We start from the raw sequence: 18,439 nt of genomic DNA on the forward strand, positions 1-18,439 counted from the left end.
CTATATCCTAGTATATCAGAAAGTCAGCTGAGTGTCATGCACTTCTTGAACCTTTTGGCATTCTGTCACAGTACTTTGCCGCGCATAGCGTTCAAGTTCCCTAAAGGCATGAAATTTTTCGTTCCAGAAATCTTGAAGAGGATGAACAGTTTCCATAAAACTCCTTTTAAATTCATTTTTTGGTTTTGATTAATACTCAAAGAAAAGCAAAATCTATTGAGATGACAAAAGTATAAGACTTCAACAGGCAGAGAAGCAACTGTTGAAATTGAGAAAGCATGATTTTCTTCGTTCCCAGCTTACAGCAATCTGAGACAATCGCATGAATTTTTGATTTGTAAAACATATAAGAGAGAGCTTTCCAAACCTCGTCTCCTCAAATACCAGCCTGCCTTGTTACTTAGAGGTGAATTTTTTAGTAAAAATAATAACTGGACTGTCAGGAATATTACCACAACAATCCTTACTCAGTTAAAACTATTTTTCGTAGTGAGTGGAAAACGCGGGCTGACTATCCTAACTTTTTTAGCTCACTTCAAAAGTATTAGTTGCCCTGACAAAGTTGTCGAAATCATAGATTTCTGCCTGACTGCCTATTTCTACAGAAATTACGATAAGCTAGTCTCCTCATCTCTCTAATTCGGGAAAAACTTTGAAAAAGCTTCTTATTTTTGCTATAATTTAGCCATGGAAAAACTGTACACTTTTATCTCCCGTTTTGGATTTTATCTTTTTTGCGCCTTGGCCATTATCATCGAAATTTTGGCAGTCATCCTCTTCTTCGTCTATTTAGCAGACAAGGCGCCCTTCTTATGGATTCTGCTTCTGATTGTCTATCTGGGATCCATTTTATCCATTATTAATAAAAATACAGCCCCTGAAAACAAAGTGGCTTGGCTGATCATCGTCTTTATGTTGCCAGGTGTTGGTAGTCTTTTTTATGTCATGTTCTTTGAACGACGGATTTCAAAGGTAGAGCGCCAGCATTTCCAAAAAATAGAAAAGCGCGCCCTCAGGCATGTCTTACTTCCCGGTGAACATCCCTTGCTACAGGGCACACACTTATCCGATCCTCCCACCTACAATCAGCTTCATGCCCTGATGATGACTGACCCGACAGCTCAACCCTACACGGATACCCAAGCCCAATATTTCTCGATTGGTGAAAGCATGTGGGCTAAGATGTTGGAGGATTTACGCCAAGCCAAGCACTTCATCTTTATGGAGTATTATATCGTCGAGCTCGGTCAGATGTGGGATAGCATCTTAGACATTTTGACCCAAAAAGTCAAGGAAGGCGTTGAAGTCCGCTTCATGTACGATGACATCGGCTGTATGGTGACCCTGCCAAACGACTATGATGTTCAACTTCAGAAGCTAGGTATCAAGGCTACGCCTTTCAACCGTGTGACCCCTAAAGCTTCTGTCGTCTATAATAATCGTAGTCACCGCAAAATCCTCGTCATTGATGGTCAAGTCGGCTACACAGGTGGCATCAATCTAGCGGATGAGTATGTCAATATCAAGGAGCGTTTTGGGCACTGGAAAGACGGTGGGATGCGCCTTGAAGGCATGGCTGTGCAGGCCTTGACCAAGCTTTTCCTGCTCAATTGGGACATCAACTCCATTGAGGTTTCTGACTTTAATCACTATCAGAGCTTCACTCAGCCAGTTACCAGCGACGGTGGCCTTTACGTCCCTTACGGCTCTGGCCCCAAGCCGATCTACGAGCACCATGTTGGCAAGATCGTCTACCTCAATCTTCTCAAGCAAGCTCAGCACTATGTCTACATCACGACCCCTTACCTGATTATCGATTATGACTTGACTGAGGATTTGAAAAATGCTGCGCTCCGTGGCGTGGAAGTTATCATTCTCATGCCTTTCATCGCAGACAAGCCACTGATCCAAATTGTTAATCGCTCTGCTTATCAGGAGCTACGTCATGCTGGTGTGCGCATCTTTGAATACACCCCAGGCTTCATCCACAGCAAAAATTTTGTCGTTGATGATATCTATGGTGTCATCGGTACCATTAATCTGGATTACCGTAGCCTCGTTCATCACTACGAGAATGCCGTCTTCATGTACAATTCCCCAGTTATCGCAGATAGCAAAAAAGACTTCCTAGAAGCCTTGGCTGTCTCCCAAGAAATTCATGACGACACCCTCAAAATCAGTTTCCGTCACAAAGTCATCAAAGGACTGGTTGAAGTCTTTGCACCGATGCTTTAACGCTTTAAAGTCAAAAGAACTGTAGCTCATCAATCCATTTTGATGAGCTACAGTTATTTCTGCGTCCGAGATATAAGAGCGTGAACAACTTCTAGACAGAGTATCGTGTCAGTCGCTTATATTTACGGTGAAGAGCACACAAAATCTTGGAAGGGTCAATATAGTTCGTTATTGATTCTCACCTGTATGATTGAAAATGAAATGATTATAAATCGCAAGCGTACAGGCCCCTATCGCACCCTTATTTGAATTATAGTGTAAAACAAAATGTTCTATATGATGCTCTTGCTGAACAATCCGTGGTGCTTGTTCTAATTTTGATTGTAATTTTTCAGCAATCGATCGCTCCTCAAACAGTTTACCATGAATATAGACAACCTCAACATCTACAATCATTGATAGATTATTGATCTGAAGCGTTAAATAGTCTATTGCTTGTTCGACAATCTTATGAATGATTTCATCTCCCATATTATAGGCTAGGAGAAGGTGGGATAGGGTGATTTCCGAGGCATCATCAACTAATAAATTTAAATAAGAAGATCGACCAGATTCATAGGCATACCTTGCTTTTTTGATCAGCCATTTCATACCAGCATAAGTTTGCAAGCAACCCGCCTTACCACATTCACACTGTTCTCCATCAGGGTTGACAACGACATGTCCTACCTCACCTACTAAATAATTAGTATCACCATAAATTTGACCGTTATAAACATAAGCAGCAAATATGCCTCTTTTTAAAGATAAAAAAAGGAAATTGCGCTGCCTCTTCCCACCATTCAAATAGAGTTCTGTTAATGCCATACACTTAACATTATTCTTAACATACACTGGCAGTGTAAAACTTGAAAGGATTTGTGAAATTTGAAACTCTGCCCAAAATGGATTATTAGATACTATTTTCTGTTTTTTAGAATCATAGTGTCCCGGAACAGCGATACCTATAGCCTTAATCTGATAGTCTGCATGTTTTACTAAAAATGCCTCTACTGAACGCTTAATATTATCTTCTGATAACCTAAAATCCTGGTCAAACTCTTTTACGACTGTTTCAGACGGTAAACATTCCCCTAAATTGTCCGTCAAACAGATAATCAGTTTATGCTCACTCAATTCAATCCCCATATAGTATGAATAATGAGGAGAGACTTCTAGTAAAATTTTCTTTCTACCAACTCCAGAATCATTTAATTCTTCTCCACATTCTTTAATCAAACCGTCGTTAATCAAATATCCAGTAATTTCTGTCATCGTTGCGGGTGTAATTCCTAACATTCGTGATAATTCCGCTCTGGATAAGGCACCATGTAAATAAAGACACTCTAAAATTTCATTGCGTTGTTCTGTCTGTTTTTTCGACAACATCTCAATACCTCTAATTTATTATTTTCAATTCGCATCTCAGACGTACAGCCTCTAGTCTCTTCAATTGCCTGATTTTAGCACTACTTTTTACAAAACAAAAAATGCTGCTTGAAATAAGTTGCTTTGCTGCAACATTACTTTTCACATATCTACCTGTGATGCTAGTTAGAAGATCATCTATAGACAGCTCACCTCTCTTTTACAGGACAGGAAAACTATAAAAATAAGCACATCTATTGAATCAGGAATGATATACCACTATTTTATCGCAAAAACACCAACTCGTAAAGAAGAACGAGTTAGAGCCACTAGCCACAGCACCTTACTTGTGAATACAGGTTCTAATGGAAGTCACTCTTTTCAAAATAAGGGTATTTTCGTTTTAGAAATTCTATATCATAAAGTAGCATTCTCCGATAAAACAGATATAAAAAGGAACAACGATCGGATTTCTGTTTTCGACAGCCAGTCGTTGTTCATTTTTTTATTGATGGTTGAGCAAGGTGAGTTAGCAATGTCAGTTTTTGATTTTTGACGAGTATAAGCCGATTAGCACTACGAAGATTACTCCTATTACAGGCATCTGTCCATTATTCAAAGCATTTGTTTTAGGCAATATCGACCGACTACCCACTTTATTAGTTCCAGAATGCTTCGACCCAACAAGATCGTCCCCCTTTTTTAAAGACGAGGATTTTGTTGAATCTATATTATTTTTGTCATGTTTTGTCTCAGGTCGCTTATCATTATTGGGACTATCTTTAGTCTGTGGCTCTTCCTTTTTTTCGGTGGTAGGTGGGACACTTTCTGTCTCAGGCTTCTTAGGTTCAATGGTCAGCACGACCGTTTTTCTATCGACATAACTAGCATAGTTTAAATCGTTTGGTATTGCACTATAGTGAATGTTATAGCGCCCTACTGGAAGTGTTGCAATTTTTTCGCGATTGGCTTTTCCTGCTACTAGGAGACTTACATTAGTGTTTCCATTCCCACTATCGTCAAACATCTGCTCATCATCAATGGAATAATCAACATGATAATCACTTAGATTCGTTGATACACCTGATAATAAGTCAGGCACTTCTCCTTCCGTAATGGTAACATCTTTGACACCATTTAATCTAGGTGAAACAGCGTAATATCTATCTGCCTGCTCCTTTTGCACATCATTGCGGGAATAGGAGATATAATCAATCATAAATTCTGTTCCCGCTAAACCTGTCCCTGCAGGTCCAGGCCAAGCCCCACCCATGGCTAGATTCAACTGTGCATATTGTGGTTTATTGAATATTTTAGAAGCAAGCTCGTCATCTGAATAATCAACCGTCCTGACAACAACTCCATCAACTAGCCAAGAAATTTTTCCTTCATACCAGTCAATCGCAAATGTATGAAAATCATCACTAAAATTACCATTAGAAATGGAATAAGCTGTTCCATTTCCTGAATATTTCCCAAAATGATTTGAATTTTCCCCATAGTGTATCGTTTGATAGACAGTTCTGTTTGCATAGGAGCCTTCTTGTGAATCACCTACCAGTTCCATAACATCAATTTCACCAGTTGTTGGCCAACCTCTTCCTTGCTCACCAGCAATCTTTCCATCTAAACAAAAATCTGATCCCAAGGTCCAAAATGCTGGAAATACACCTTGTCCTTTTGGCAGCTTAGCTCTAATTTCCAATTTTCCATAAAGAAATTCTTTTTTGCCATGCGTTCTTACGCTTCCAGAGTTGTAAATAACTCTGCGTTCCTCATTTCTAGGATTATTATATTGTTTTTCTGCTGGACGGTCGGTTGCCCTCAAAACAAGGTTGCCATCTCGTAAAAACACATTTTCAGAATTTGAGACGTAATGCTGTTGTTCATGACCACGAATAGACCCCAATTCATAGCCCCAATCGTTTAGATTTAGCGATGCTTGATCAAAGTCATCACGCCAAACTAGGTTATAGGCAGTATCATCTCTCGGCTTCTCATCTTTATCCGAGTTCTGTTCATTATCCTTATACATTTCCACATTATCAATAAATATGTTTGATTTTTTCGTCTTTTCGGATTCTGACCACTTGACAAGCTGTATCAAAACTTTTGTATGATTGCCGGAATTAAACGAAAATTGATACTTTCTCCACTCAGTTGAATTAACTGTTTGATCTACTGCGCCACCATTGACATCTGTAACAATCTCTCCTTGCTGGTCATTATCAAACCACCTAGCGGTAAAATAGCCTTCCGCACCTTCAGTGTCAGTCTTTGCAAAAGCACTCACAGTATAATTTGTGTTTGGTTCAATACGAACAACTTGCCCAATATATCCGTTTGCAAAATTACCTGATAAAGCTTTAGGAGATAGTACTCCTGAATAGCGACCTGTACCATAACTCTGTTCGGATGTTACCTCGCCTTTATTTCTAGAATCCCAGGCCACATCTCCCAATTCAAAATCACTGTTTTGAATTAAATTTGTCTGAGCTTCAACAATTACTGGAAATAGCATCAGTGATGCTACAAAACAGAAGAGGACACATAATTTAGTTTTTAAACTCTTTTTCATATCGCACTCCTACTCATTTTATGATTATCTTAAACGGTATAAGTCAATAATTTCTTTTGCTATATCAACGAAAGTAATTGCAGTCATTAAATGATCCTGGCTATGAACAGTTAAAAGAGTTAACTCCAATTGATTTCCTTGTGCTTCTTGGGTGAGCATACTTGTTTGCGATTGGTGTGCCTCAATAAGTGAAGCTTTTGCCTGTTCCAATTTGCTATCGGCTAAAGAGAAGTTGCTTGCCTTAGCTGCCGCAATAGCTTCTATCGCATTGCTTTTGGCCTCTCCGCTATTCATAATCAAACCCATGATTGATTCTAAACTAACTTCTGCCATAGAAATCTCCTAAACTATTAAATTCAAGGCATTTTGCAGCACTTTTGCACCATTCATCATACCATAGTCCTGCATATTGATAACTGCTAGAGGAATGCCTAATGGTTCTAATTTTTCCTTCATATTGGCTTCTTCATAACGAACCTGCGGGCCTAATAAAACCACATCAATCTTATTTTGAGCCAATTCTTTATCGACCTCTGCTACAGACACTGCATAAATCTTAACTTCTTCATCTTGTTCTTGTGCGGCTTTCTCCATTTTAGTGACTAAAAGACTTGTAGACATACCTGCTGCACATGCTAATAAAATTGTTTTCATTTTCACTCCTTATCTGTTTATTGAACGACCAATCATCGCCAAAGTATGACGTTGACCACGGATTGCTTTACTCATTGTAAAGATATTCTCAACGGGAGCTAGACCACCATAGCCTGCATCACCAATATGTTGAATATCAACACCACAAATTTTATTTTGAATAGCCATGTAACGAATAGTTTCAGGCTCTGAACTTTCTTGGCTGGTTCCAATCGCCGTCATTACTAACGCTCCCTGACGATGAGCTGTCTTGACCATTTCTGTCAATTCCACCGCTTGAAAACCTGGTACACTACCGATAGAAGGTGCTAAAATCACATCTGCACCTGCGTCAATCAAAGCCTCAACAACCTTTAGATCTGCAACTGGTTCATCAACGCCAGCAGCATGCATTTTCCCAGCAATAATCAGTCCTGAAAAATGTTGTTTCGCTAATCTCACGGTTTCAATAATCGCTGCATTTGTAACACCTGTCCCAGGATTACCAGTCAGGCAAACAAAATCAAATCCCAAACGCTCTATTTCTTGAAGCGTTTCTAAGTGAGCTTGGCGACCGCGGGAGATTATCAATGTTTCATTCATCATATCTGCTGTAGAATCAACAGGCTCTAAATTAACACCAATAGGACGGCCAGTCAAATGGTGTAACCGTTCGACAATAGCACCATGACATTCACCTAAGCCGGCTACAACTGGTTCAAAAACATCTAAGCCATTTAAGAGAATCAAATCTGCTCCAAAGGCACGCGCCATTTCTGCATTAGTACATTCTGCAATGTAAGGCTCTCTCGGAGCCACATTCTCTGATAGAATTATACGTCCCTCCGAAGCCTTAATACTTTGCTTTAATTCACTAGCTGACATCGCTACAATCTCTGAAGCCTCAGCACTTAAAAATCGTTTCACCATACCATCACACCTTACTTATCCTTGTTTTTCTTCCTGTTTTTTGAATTGTTTTTCCATTGTCATAAAGAATGGGAGATAAAGAGCTATATCAATCATAATCAAGACAATTTGAAGAATAGACCCCATAATGCTGCCTGTTGTTAAAAATCCTGATAAAATTGGAGGCATCGTCCAAGAAGCTTCCGCACGTGTCAAAGGAACTAAACCAGAAGACATCGCTAACCAAGCAACAAGGGCATTTACCATTGGTGCAAGAACAAATGGTAGCAAAAGTGTGACGTTCATTACAACAGGTAAACCAAACATAGCTGGTTCGTTGATATTAAATAGCCCAGGGATAACTGTCAATGGTGCTAAAGCCTTAGTCTGTTGACTACCATGCTTCTTTCGTGCATACCAGCCAATCGCTAAAACCAGACCGATCGTTGCACCGCCACCACCAATATAGACAAAATTATCCATAAATGGTGTCGTAAAAATTTCTTTTAATGGCTCACCTGATTGATAAGCTTCGACGTTAGTGGCTAAATTGTCAATCCAAGTCGGCTTCAAAATGGCATTCACTGTACTTCCACCGTGGATACCAACAAACCAGAATAAAGAATTAAGACCCGCTACTAATATCACCCCTATAATATTACTACCTATCAAGCTGATAGGTCCTCCAATGATTGTTTGTGCTAACTCATGGAGATTAGGTAGATGATTGGCATCTAAGAAACCGTAAACCGCCAACCACATGGATATAATCACTGCTCCGGGAATGATGGCAGAGAAGCTTCTTGAAACAGCAGGAGGAACAGCATCTGGGAGTTTGATTTGAATATTATGTTTAATAAACCAGTCATAAATAATGGCACTAATCAACCCTAAAAGAATCGCTACAAACACGCCCTTAGCTGCCATATAAGAAGCGGTAATGCCACCAGGTACTACTAAACCTTCTGGCAATTTAAGATCTGGATTAGCTAAAGCTACAGTAGCTGCATTGACGTATGGAGTAACTGTGATAAACGAAGCAAGCGAAATCAGTCCTGAAGCTACTCCATCAACCTTTTCCTGATTGGAATAACTGTAGGCAATCCCAAAAGCTGCAATGAGACCGAGTAGACTAAAGCTACCATCTACGCCTTTCCATAGATAGCCTGCTATACCAATATCACCCAGCCACGCTTCCCATCCCGGAATAGGAAATGATGCAATAATCATAAAGATTGAACCTATAATCAACAGAGGCATGGATAGTGTAATCCCATCACGAATCGCTACCAAAGACTTGTTAGAACTCATTTTAGCCGCAATAGGCATAAATTTCTGTTCAACAAATGAATTGAATGTTTCCATAATTGATACTCCTTTTTGTAATCGCTTTATTTAATTATATTTTATAACCAAATAAAGTTTTTGTCAATATATTTTGTTTTAATTTATAAAATAAATTCCTAATCAACATGCCTGAGCTTACGCCATTAAACTTTTAATAAATCTAGCAAATTATCTCTATTGCCTATAAGACACATGAAAAGGCTGGTCTCAAATCTAAAAACAGTAAAACGGCATAAAACCAACGTTAAGTAAGCGTTAATTTCATGCCGTTTTTAATATTTTATAATTAATAGAATCAAGTCAATACAGATTTTTAAGCTAGTCCTTGTTCCTAAATGGTCGCTCTTGTTTTTCAAATTGCTGCTGCAATCATATCTTAGACTATAGGAATTCTAAGTTTCAAAATATTTTTTGATTTCTGAACAACAAAGACGAGCTTATGAGCTAAGCTTTAGAATGCTCTAATTTATAATCCTTGCTCTTTAAGTGCATCGGATAATCTTGCAAAGCCTTCTAAGCTCAGTGCTTCACCACGGACACTTGGCGCTAGGTCAGCTTGCGCTAAAGCTGTTTCTAACTTTTGGCGAACAGCATCGGATTTCCCAAAATGATTCGTCAGATTATTCCAGAGAGTCTTTCGACGGTGAACAAAGCTAGCTTTTGCAATACGGAAGAAGAAATCCTCGTCCTGAACTTGGACAGCTGGCTGGCTTCTACGAACCATTTTTAAAATAGCCGAGTCCACATTCGGTGCCGGAACAAAAACAGTCTTAGGCACGATAAAGGCAACCTTGGCATCCATGTAATACTGAACCGCAATTGACAAACTCCCATAAGCCTTGGTATTAGGCTCAGCTGAGATACGGTCTGCCACTTCTTTTTGCATCATGACCACAAACTCCGTAAAGGGAATCTTGCTCTCAATCAGGTGCATAAGGATAGGCGTTGTGATATAGTAGGGAAGATTTGCGACTATCTTGATTGGCAAGTCAGGATTTTTAAATTGCTGAATTTGCGTCTGCAAGTCAGCCTTTAAAATATCCTGATGGATGACTTGAACATTGTCAAAACGCTCCAAAGTCTCTGCCAAAATCGGAATCAGGCGGTCATCAATCTCAAAAGCCATGACCTCAGCGGCACGCTCTGCCAAAAACTCAGTCAAAGCCCCAATACCAGGCCCAATCTCAATGACATTGACCTGCTCATCAATCTCCGCCGTATCAACAATCTTACGTAAAATATTGGTATCGGTCAAAAAGTTCTGACCGAAGGATTTCTTAAAGGTAAAGCCATGACGATCAAGCACCGCCTTAGTTACCGAATAGTCTGCTATGTTCATGTGTGTTTCTTTCTAAAATAACAATGACAACTCACTCAGGCGTTTGATGACACTGAGTTTACGCATGGTCATACAAATTCCGAGTTGTTTTTCAAGGAAGTTAGTGTTTAATCGCTTCTTTTTAGCGTCACGAGGTAAGTACAGATAAAGGCATTCACTACCAGCAACAAACGTTTCATCTCCAAAATCCGTTTGAGATAAACCGTTTAATGCTTCAGTATCTAAATCATCATTCGTAAATACCAAGTGAATACGAGACAAATCATAGGTTTCATCAAAAGGATTTTCCTGAAAAGCCATTTCCAGTTGTGCGGGCGTTTTGATAATCACTGATAAGTCCGCTCCGATTTTCTCCAAAATGGTGTCGTGAACAAGTTTTCTAATCGTCTCATCAGACAAGGCTGTCTCTAAGATAACATTGCCGCTTTGAATATAAGTTTGGACATTGTCAAAACCAGCTTCTGTCAAAATTTCCGCCAGATAGGCCATCTTGGGAATGCGATTTCGACCAGTCGGCGTCACGCCGCGTAAGAGAATAATTTTTTTCATAAGTTTTACCTAATGTGACTTTTCTTGATTTTGTAGAGATAATTCATCTCTATAGAACACATTCGGCCCTCATCACTACAGTATGATACTAAAATAAACAACTAGCGACTTTCCTGAGAAAGCGAAGCCATCAATTCACCATAATAAGCAGCATCTCCAGTTGAAAAATACTTGAACCAAGCCTCCACTGTCTTTTCTGAATAGAGTTCTAAAGCTTCAATAATATATTTTGCCCACAGGAGCGACCCTGCTGAACTGGCCGTAATCAACTGACCATCACGAACAGCAACAGTCTCTTGATAATAATCCTGCCCTCGATAGCGTTGACTCATTTGACTCAAGAAAAATGAAGCGTTGCTTGTATGAGGACATCCATCTAGTAAACCTAGGTTAGCCAAACCCAAAGTAGCACCGCAAATAGCAGCAACCAAGGCATCTTGTTGCAGAAGTTTTGATGCTAATGTCAAAACATCTGCCTGCTCTTTAGCCAACCAAGTATCACCGCCAATCAGCACCAAGGCCGCTACAGTCGTAACGTCTAGCTCATCCAGACTTAAATCTGGCACTAGGGTAATTCCACTGGCTGTCCTAATCGGAGCCTTTGTCCTCCCCACCGTCTTAAAAGAAACTTTGAACTTTTTTAACATGGCTTGCAAACTCAGCGCCTGCATCAGATAGCCATGTTCCCAATCTGCCATAGTATCTTGGACATACATGTACACAGTTTTCATTTCATTTTCCTCCCTGATTCTCATATCCACTTTTTAATTTCTATAATTCTCCATCACCTCTTCAACCTCACTCAAACTCACACCAAACAGTTCCAATCGTTTCAAGAGCTGCTTACCATTGCAATAGCCGACGCGCAGCTTTTCGCCTAGATATTCCCGGCGCTTGCGGCTGTCGTCTCCCATAAGAAGACCCAGGCGCATGAGATCGGATTTGGTAATGTCAAAGTGATTCTCATCGTCATAGTGTCCCAGCACACCAGACAGAGCCTTTTGCAAATCGTCAAAGCCAGCGTGTTCGACACCGAGCGAACGACCTTTGGTCTTGGACTTTGGGACAGCTTCCCCGCGGTTGAGAAAGGCATGTTTGGCTGTCGGCACAGCCTCCATGATGAGCTTGCGAATGCGCTCGCCATTGTAATCAGGATCTGTAAAGACAATCACCCCGCGCAAGTCATTGAGTTTTTCAATACGCTCCAGATCTTCATCCGTGATGGCAGAGCCACGGGTTTCGTAAGTATCCACATCATAAAAACGGCGTAAATTAGCAGTGTCATCCTTGCCTTCTACAACCAGAATTTCTTGTATTTTTATTTTTTCTGTCATAACTTCTTATTTTTTGGCAATCATCCTTAAGTGGTTGGGACAGAGCACCATGATGGCTTCGCCCACACTCCCAAAACATGTCATCGTTGAAGATTACGTATAAAAAATGTCTCAACCTTCTCTTTTTTATAGCAATAACAGATTGACGCAGTGGTTGATTGGAAGTCATAAACCCTTGCTACACAATCGTTAGTGGCCATCCTAATCAACTGTGCGGAGTTGGCGCGCTTTGCTCCTTCTACTGTCCTAATCTAAAAATCCGTTTGGCATTTTGAGTTGTCATTTCTGCTACTTCCTCCGCACTGATTCCACGCAGTTCTGCAATTTTCTCAACCACATAGCGGGTATAGGCAGTCTTGTTTTCGCGGCCACGTTTTGGTACTGGAGCCAGGTAGGGAGCATCTGTCTCGACTAAAAGTTTATCTAGTGGAATTTCTTGAGCTACTTCATGCAACTCCCCAGCTTTTTTAAAAGTGACCACGCCTGATAATGAAATCATCATCCCTAGCTCAATAAACTGCTCTGCCATTTCCCAAGAGCCAGAATAAGAATGCATAATCCCACCGCAAGTGCCAACACCCTCACTCTTAATAATGGTATAAGTGTCCTCTAGGGCATCGCGGGTATGGACTACAAAGGGCAAATCCAATTCCTTGGACAAGCGAATTTGACGACGGAAGACATCTTCTTGAACATCCTTGGGTGCTGTCATCCAGTGGTAATCAAGGCCAATCTCGCCAAGGGCGATGACCTTTTTATGGACTAGGTGTTGACGAAGATAAGCTTCAACCTCGTCAGTGTAGCTAGCCGCTTCAGTCGGGTGCCAACCGATGGTAGCGTAAATCTGAGGAAAACGCTCCGCCAACTCCAAAGCCTTTTCAATGGTCGGCCGATCAAAACCAACCACATTGTGATAGACCACCTCCATTTCGGTAGCCAAAGCCAATTCTTCTTCTTCTCGTCCTGTAAATTCTTCCACATTCAAGTGGGTGTGTGTGTCAAAAATTTCCATGCTACTATTGTAACACAAAAAGAGGGCCTAAGCCCTCTCATTAGTCATTATTTAGCAATGTTTACAAAGTGTTCAAGTGTACGAACCAATTGTGCTGTGTATGACATTTCGTTATCATACCATGCAACAGTTTTAACCAATTGTTTGCCGTCAACTGTCAACACTTTCGTTTGAGTAGCATCAAACAATGAACCGTAAGAGATACCTACGATATCTGAAGAAACGATTGGGTCTTCAGTATAACCGTATGACTCATTGGCAGCAGCTTTCATCGCTGCGTTGATTTCGTCTGCAGTAACTTCTTTTTCAAGAACAGTTACCAATTCTGTTACAGATCCTGTTGGAACTGGAACACGTTGTGCAGCACCATCAAGTTTACCGTTCAATTCTGGAATAACAAGACCAATAGCTTTAGCAGCACCTGTTGAGTTAGGAACAATGTTCACAGCTGCAGCACGCGCACGACGGAAGTCGCCTTTACGGTGTGGAGCATCCAAAGTCATTTGGTCACCAGTATAACCATGGATAGTTGTCATCAAACCTTCAACAACGCCAAACTTATCTTGAAGAACTTTAGCCATTGGAGCCAAACAGTTAGTTGTACATGAAGCACCTGAGATAACTGTTTCACTTCCATCAAGGACATCATGGTTTACGTTGTAAACAACTGTCTTAACATCGTTACCACCAGGAGCTGTGATGACAACTTTTTTAGCACCGTTAGCGTGCAAGTGTTTTTCAGCACCAGATTTAGATGCAAAGAAACCAGTTGCTTCCAAAACGATGTCAACTTCTTGTGAAGCCCAATCAATGTTTGAAGGATCAGCTTCAGCAGAAACTTTAACAAATTTACCGTTAACATTGAAGCCACCGTCTACAACTTCAACAGTACCGTCGAAACGACCTTGTGTTGAATCGTATTTCAAAAGGTGAGCCAACATTGCTGGATCAGTCAAGTCGTTGATGCGTGTTACTTCAACGTTGTCCAAGTTTTGGATAAGACGGAATGCAAGACGACCAATACGACCGAAACCGTTAATACCAACTTTAACTACCATGTGTGATTTCCTCCTTATGAAAATCAAATAAAATTTAGTTTAGAGGTTTCCCTCTAAGGTTATTGTGAAATAAGTCACTAAAAATAATTCCAGTAAACTTTTCAACAATTCTATTATATAACTTTTCAAGTGCTTTTGCAAGATTTTTTCACGAATCAAGCCCTCAATTACAGGGATTCAAAGTTATTCCAAAGCGGATAAATTGAACATATCCTAGGGACTCTGCCCGCTTTGCACTAATACACATCAAGTATCTTTCTACAAGCTCCCTATACAAAAAATCCGAAGACAAGTGTCCTCGGATTTCGGTGACTTAAGCTTCACCCTTGTTTTTCTTGATAATCTCTTCTTGTACTGACTTAGGAACATCTTCGTAGTGGTCAAACACCATCATGAAGGTACCACGTCCTTGAGTCGCTGAACGAAGGATGGTAGCATAACCGAACATTTCAGCAAGTGGCACATAAGCACGAACGACTTGAGTATTCCCACGCGCTTCCATACCATCTACACGACCGCGACGAGCAGTCACGTGCCCCATAACGTCACCAAGGTTATCTTCTGGTGCAGTGATGGTTACAAGCATCATCGGCTCAAGAATAACTGGCTGAGCTGTTTTCGCTGCTTCTTTAAGAGCAAGTGAGGCCGCAACCTTAAAGGCAGTTTCAGATGAGTCGACATCATGGTATGAACCATCGTAAAGCTTAGCTTTCACATCGACCATTGGGTAGCCGGCAAGAACACCGTTAGCCATAGATTCGATAAGTCCTTTTTCAACAGCTGGTACGAATTCACGTGGAACCACACCACCGACAATGGCGTTCTCAAACTCAAATCCTTTACCTTCTTCGTTTGGTGTAAATTCGATCCAAACATCACCGAATTGACCTTTACCACCAGATTGACGTTTGAAGAAACCACGAGCTTGTGTAGAAGCACGGAAGGTTTCACGGTAAGATACTTGAGGAGCACCAACATTTGCTTCAACCTTGAATTCACGTTTCATACGGTCAACAAGGACGTCCAAGTGTAACTCACCCATACCGGAGATGACTGTTTCACCTGTTTCTGGGTTTGTCTCAACGCGGAATGTTGGATCTTCTTCGGCCAATTTTTGAAGGGCGATACCCATCTTATCTTGGTCTGCTTTTGATTTAGGCTCAACCATCAATTGGATAACGGGTTCTGGAACTTCAATTGACTCTAAGATAACTTTAGCTTTCTCATCAGTCAATGAATCACCTGTTGTGGTGTCTTTCAAACCAACGGCAGCAGCGATATCCCCTGCATAAACCGTTTCAATCTCTTGACGGCTGTTAGCATGCATTTGCAGAATGCGTCCGATACGTTCACGTTTTCCTTTTGAAGTGTTCAATACATAAGAGCCTGAGTTAAGGACACCAGAATAAACACGGAAGAATGTCAAACGCCCTACGAATGGGTCAGTCATAATCTTGAAAGCAAGAGCTGCAAATGGCTCTTCATCAGATGCTGGACGTGTTTCTTCTTCGTCTGTATCTGGGTTAATACCTTTAATCGCTGGAATGTCAAGCGGACTTGGAAGGTAGTCAATAACAGCATCAAGCATCAATTGAACACCTTTGTTTTTAAAGGCAGAACCACAAAGCACTGGGAAGAATTCAACGTTGATCGTTGCTTTACGGATCCCTTCTTTCAACTCTTCATTAGTGATTTCTTCACCTTCAAGATATTTCATCATAAGGTCTTCATCTGTTTCAGCAACAGCTTCAACCAATTTTTCACGGTATTCTTCAGCTTGTTCAAGATATTCTGCTGGAATGTCCTCTTCAAGGATATCTGTACCAAGGTCGTTAGTATAGATTTCAGCTTTCATCTTGATCAAGTCAATGATACCACGGAAATCATCTTCAGCGCCGATTGGCAATTGAATTGGATGAGCATTTGCTTGCAAACGATCATGAAGTGTAGATACTGAGTAAAGGAAGTCTGCACCGATTTTATCCATTTTATTGGCGAAAACGATACGAGGTACACGGTACTCAGTTGCTTGACGCCATACTGTTTCAGTTTGTGGCTCAACACCTGATTGTGAGTCCAAAACAGTTACCGCACCATCCAATACACGGAGTGAACGTTGTACTTCAATCGTGAAGTCCACGTGTCCTGGGGTATCAATGATGTTAACACGGTGTTCATTCCATTGTGCTGTTGTCGCAGCAGATGTAATGGTGATTCCACGTTCTTGTTCTTGCTCCATCCAGTCCATCTGTGAAGCACCTTCATGTGTTTCACCGATCTTGTGGATTTTACCTGTGTAGTACAAGATACGCTCAGTTGTGGTTGTTTTACCGGCATCGACGTGCGCCATGATACCGATGTTACGAGTTTTTGCAAGTGAAAATTCGCGTGCCATGAGGTTATGTTCTCCTATTTTTTTTGTTTACTTAGCTAGTATACCACAATGGTATAAAAACGGATAGGCAGAGGCCCACCCGTTCTGTGTTTTTTAGATTGTGATCGAATTCTGAAACGAACTCATCATATCTTGTTTATATCTTAATTGAACTCGAGCTAAACGCTGGGTGAAAAAGATAGAGTTCATTGTGTCCAAGAGACACCACATCACTTCCCTATTTTCACTGTGCGTTTTTAACGCCTTTTGCATCTTAAGTAGTTGAGTTCAGGCTACAAATGTCTGCCAAAAAGATAATTCTTCCTAGAGACTGAAGTCTCGTCATCAGAATTCCTATTTTGTCTAGCATTTGTTTTACGCCTTCACATCCTAATCGAACTCGAGCTACAACTCACTGACAAAAAGATGAAACTCATTGATTGCAAAGCAATCTGCTTCGTTTCCCTATTTTGTCTAGGAGTTGCTTGACGCTCTCGTATCTTGTTCTTACCAACGGAAGTGTGCAAATGCACGGTTAGCTTCTGCCATACGATGAGTGTCTTCACGTTTCTTAACAGATGCCCCTGTGTTGTTTGACGCGTCAAGGATTTCTTTTGCTAAACGCTCAACCATAGTGTGCTCACCACGGTTACGAGCAATTGTTACCAACCAACGAAGGCCTAGTGTTGTACGACGTTCTGGACGAACTTCAACTGGGACTTGGTAGTTAGAGCCACCGACACGGCGGGCACGTACTTCAAGGACAGGCATGATGTTTTCCATCGCTTGTTCGAAAACTTCAAGTGGCTCGTTGCCGGTAGCTTCTTTGATGTAGTCAAAGGCTCCGTAAACGATGCTTGTAGCTGTACCGCGTTTACCATCAAGCATTAGACGGTTGATCAAACGGGTAACAAGTTGTGAATGATACAATGGATCTGCCAATACTTCACGTTTTGGCGCTCTATTTTTACGACTCATATGTAGTTACTCTCCCTTCTTAGCCTTTTGGACGTTTCGTACCGTACTTAGAACGGCCTTGTTTACGGTCGTTTACACCTGCAGTATCAAGCGCACCACGAACGATATGGTAACGTACCCCTGGAAGGTCTTTCACACGTCCACCACGGATAAGAACCACGCTGTGTTCTTGCAGGTTGTGGCCGATACCTGGGATGTAAGCAGTAACTTCAATAAGGTTGCTCAAACGGACACGAGCAAATTTACGAAGGGCTGAGTTAGGCTTCTTCGGTGTCATTGTTCCAACGCGAGTTGCAACACCACGTTTTTGTGGTGAAGAAACGTTCGTTGCTACTTTGCGATGGCTGTTGTAGCCAACGTTCAAAGCTGGTGATTTAGATTTTTCTACTTTTGATTTACGCGGTTTGCGAACCAATTGGTTAATTGTAGGCATCTACATTCTCCTGTATATATTTTTTAATTTTGGTTGATAGAGCACTTGGTGACAGTCCCTATCGCGGTGTACTTTTGCAACATTTGTCAGCACGTCTCTGTACACTTTTGAGAGACCAAAAGTAAAAAGTACCGTCTTATATCATATCACGACAGTGGTATTTTGTCAAATAGGACTTCCTTTCTTTTTTTACTTTTTCACACTTTGTAACTTCCCACAGTAAGTTCCGTTTAATTATGAAATGTGGAGGATTAGTATGAAACGTCTTTTTCCCGCTTCTTAAAAGCTGTATTTCACAAGCGAAGGACTTTAG

General features: G+C 40.9%; 18 protein-coding genes. 2 read left to right on the top strand and 16 right to left on the bottom strand.

The window, feature by feature from the left end:
• Window positions 1–15: 15 nt before the first annotated feature.
• On the bottom strand, window positions 16–156 hold the full coding sequence (locus tag A3I5_RS12710) for a hypothetical protein (protein ID WP_018374672.1): 141 nt from the start codon (window positions 154–156) through the stop codon (window positions 16–18).
• Between the two features lie 531 nt (window positions 157–687).
• Here A3I5_RS12710 and cls point away from each other — a divergent pair.
• Window positions 688–2,235 carry a cardiolipin synthase gene (cls, locus tag A3I5_RS0111050; RefSeq protein ID WP_018374674.1) on the top strand — a complete coding sequence of 516 codons (1,548 nt, stop codon included), beginning with the start codon at window positions 688–690 and terminating at the stop codon, window positions 2,233–2,235.
• Window positions 2,236–2,403: 168 nt separating this feature from the next.
• Here cls and A3I5_RS0111055 read toward each other — a convergent pair whose 3' ends face one another.
• Window positions 2,404–3,603: an ROK family transcriptional regulator gene (locus A3I5_RS0111055; protein ID WP_018374675.1), complete on the bottom strand. Its 1,200-nt coding sequence runs from the start codon at window positions 3,601–3,603 to the stop codon at window positions 2,404–2,406.
• A 247-nt stretch (window positions 3,604–3,850) separates the two neighbouring features.
• Between A3I5_RS0111055 and A3I5_RS12825 the strand changes: the two genes are divergently transcribed.
• Window positions 3,851–4,138, top strand: coding sequence for a hypothetical protein (locus A3I5_RS12825; RefSeq protein ID WP_018374676.1), 288 nt, complete (start codon window positions 3,851–3,853; stop codon window positions 4,136–4,138).
• Here A3I5_RS12825 and A3I5_RS0111065 read toward each other — a convergent pair.
• From A3I5_RS0111065 to rpsL, 14 genes are all read right to left on the bottom strand, one after another.
• On the bottom strand, window positions 4,121–6,160 hold the full coding sequence (locus A3I5_RS0111065) for a family 16 glycosylhydrolase (protein WP_018374677.1): 2,040 nt from the start codon (window positions 6,158–6,160) through the stop codon (window positions 4,121–4,123). The genes A3I5_RS12825 and A3I5_RS0111065 overlap by 18 nt on opposite strands.
• 24 nt (window positions 6,161–6,184) lie before the next feature.
• A complete protein-coding gene (locus tag A3I5_RS0111070) occupies window positions 6,185–6,493 on the bottom strand; it encodes a PTS sugar transporter subunit IIA (protein ID WP_018374678.1) in 309 nt (102 codons plus the stop codon).
• Window positions 6,494–6,502: 9 nt separating this feature from the next.
• Window positions 6,503–6,814 (bottom strand): PTS sugar transporter subunit IIB, encoded by a 312-nt coding sequence (locus tag A3I5_RS0111075; protein WP_018374679.1) that lies wholly within the window; start codon window positions 6,812–6,814, stop codon window positions 6,503–6,505.
• A gap of 9 nt (window positions 6,815–6,823) precedes the next feature.
• The gene (locus tag A3I5_RS0111080; RefSeq protein ID WP_018374680.1) at window positions 6,824–7,723 is read right to left on the bottom strand and encodes a DUF7916 family protein; all 900 of its coding nucleotides are present in this window, start codon (window positions 7,721–7,723) and stop codon (window positions 6,824–6,826) included.
• A gap of 15 nt (window positions 7,724–7,738) precedes the next feature.
• Window positions 7,739–9,067: a PTS sugar transporter subunit IIC gene (locus A3I5_RS0111085; protein ID WP_018374681.1), complete on the bottom strand. Its 1,329-nt coding sequence runs from the start codon at window positions 9,065–9,067 to the stop codon at window positions 7,739–7,741.
• Window positions 9,068–9,515: 448 nt separating this feature from the next.
• On the bottom strand, window positions 9,516–10,388 hold the full coding sequence (gene rsmA / locus A3I5_RS0111090; RefSeq protein WP_018374682.1) for a 16S rRNA (adenine(1518)-N(6)/adenine(1519)-N(6))-dimethyltransferase RsmA: 873 nt from the start codon (window positions 10,386–10,388) through the stop codon (window positions 9,516–9,518).
• Between the two features lie 12 nt (window positions 10,389–10,400).
• The gene (locus A3I5_RS0111095; RefSeq protein WP_018374683.1) at window positions 10,401–10,937 is read right to left on the bottom strand and encodes a DUF1697 domain-containing protein; all 537 of its coding nucleotides are present in this window, start codon (window positions 10,935–10,937) and stop codon (window positions 10,401–10,403) included.
• 101 nt (window positions 10,938–11,038) lie between these two features.
• Window positions 11,039–11,668 carry a DJ-1/PfpI family protein gene (locus A3I5_RS0111100; protein ID WP_018374684.1) on the bottom strand — a complete coding sequence of 210 codons (630 nt, stop codon included), beginning with the start codon at window positions 11,666–11,668 and terminating at the stop codon, window positions 11,039–11,041.
• 33 nt (window positions 11,669–11,701) lie between these two features.
• Window positions 11,702–12,271 (bottom strand): ribonuclease M5, encoded by a 570-nt coding sequence (gene rnmV, locus A3I5_RS0111105; protein ID WP_018374685.1) that lies wholly within the window; start codon window positions 12,269–12,271, stop codon window positions 11,702–11,704.
• A 238-nt stretch (window positions 12,272–12,509) separates the two neighbouring features.
• Entirely contained in the window at window positions 12,510–13,283 is a 774-nt protein-coding gene (locus tag A3I5_RS0111110) for a TatD family hydrolase (RefSeq protein WP_018374686.1), read from the bottom strand.
• 47 nt (window positions 13,284–13,330) lie between these two features.
• The gene (gap, locus tag A3I5_RS0111115) at window positions 13,331–14,341 is read right to left on the bottom strand and encodes a type I glyceraldehyde-3-phosphate dehydrogenase (RefSeq protein WP_018374687.1); all 1,011 of its coding nucleotides are present in this window, start codon (window positions 14,339–14,341) and stop codon (window positions 13,331–13,333) included.
• Between the two features lie 313 nt (window positions 14,342–14,654).
• Window positions 14,655–16,736, bottom strand: coding sequence for an elongation factor G (gene fusA, locus A3I5_RS0111120; RefSeq protein ID WP_018374688.1), 2,082 nt, complete (start codon window positions 16,734–16,736; stop codon window positions 14,655–14,657).
• A gap of 486 nt (window positions 16,737–17,222) precedes the next feature.
• On the bottom strand, window positions 17,223–17,693 hold the full coding sequence (gene rpsG, locus A3I5_RS0111125; RefSeq protein ID WP_018374689.1) for a 30S ribosomal protein S7: 471 nt from the start codon (window positions 17,691–17,693) through the stop codon (window positions 17,223–17,225).
• A gap of 19 nt (window positions 17,694–17,712) precedes the next feature.
• Window positions 17,713–18,126, bottom strand: coding sequence for a 30S ribosomal protein S12 (rpsL, locus tag A3I5_RS0111130; protein ID WP_018374690.1), 414 nt, complete (start codon window positions 18,124–18,126; stop codon window positions 17,713–17,715).
• Window positions 18,127–18,439 lie beyond the last annotated feature (313 nt).

Source organism: Streptococcus merionis DSM 19192, assembly GCF_000380085.1.
In the GTDB taxonomy this organism is placed as follows: Bacteria; Bacillota; Bacilli; order Lactobacillales; family Streptococcaceae; genus Streptococcus; species Streptococcus merionis.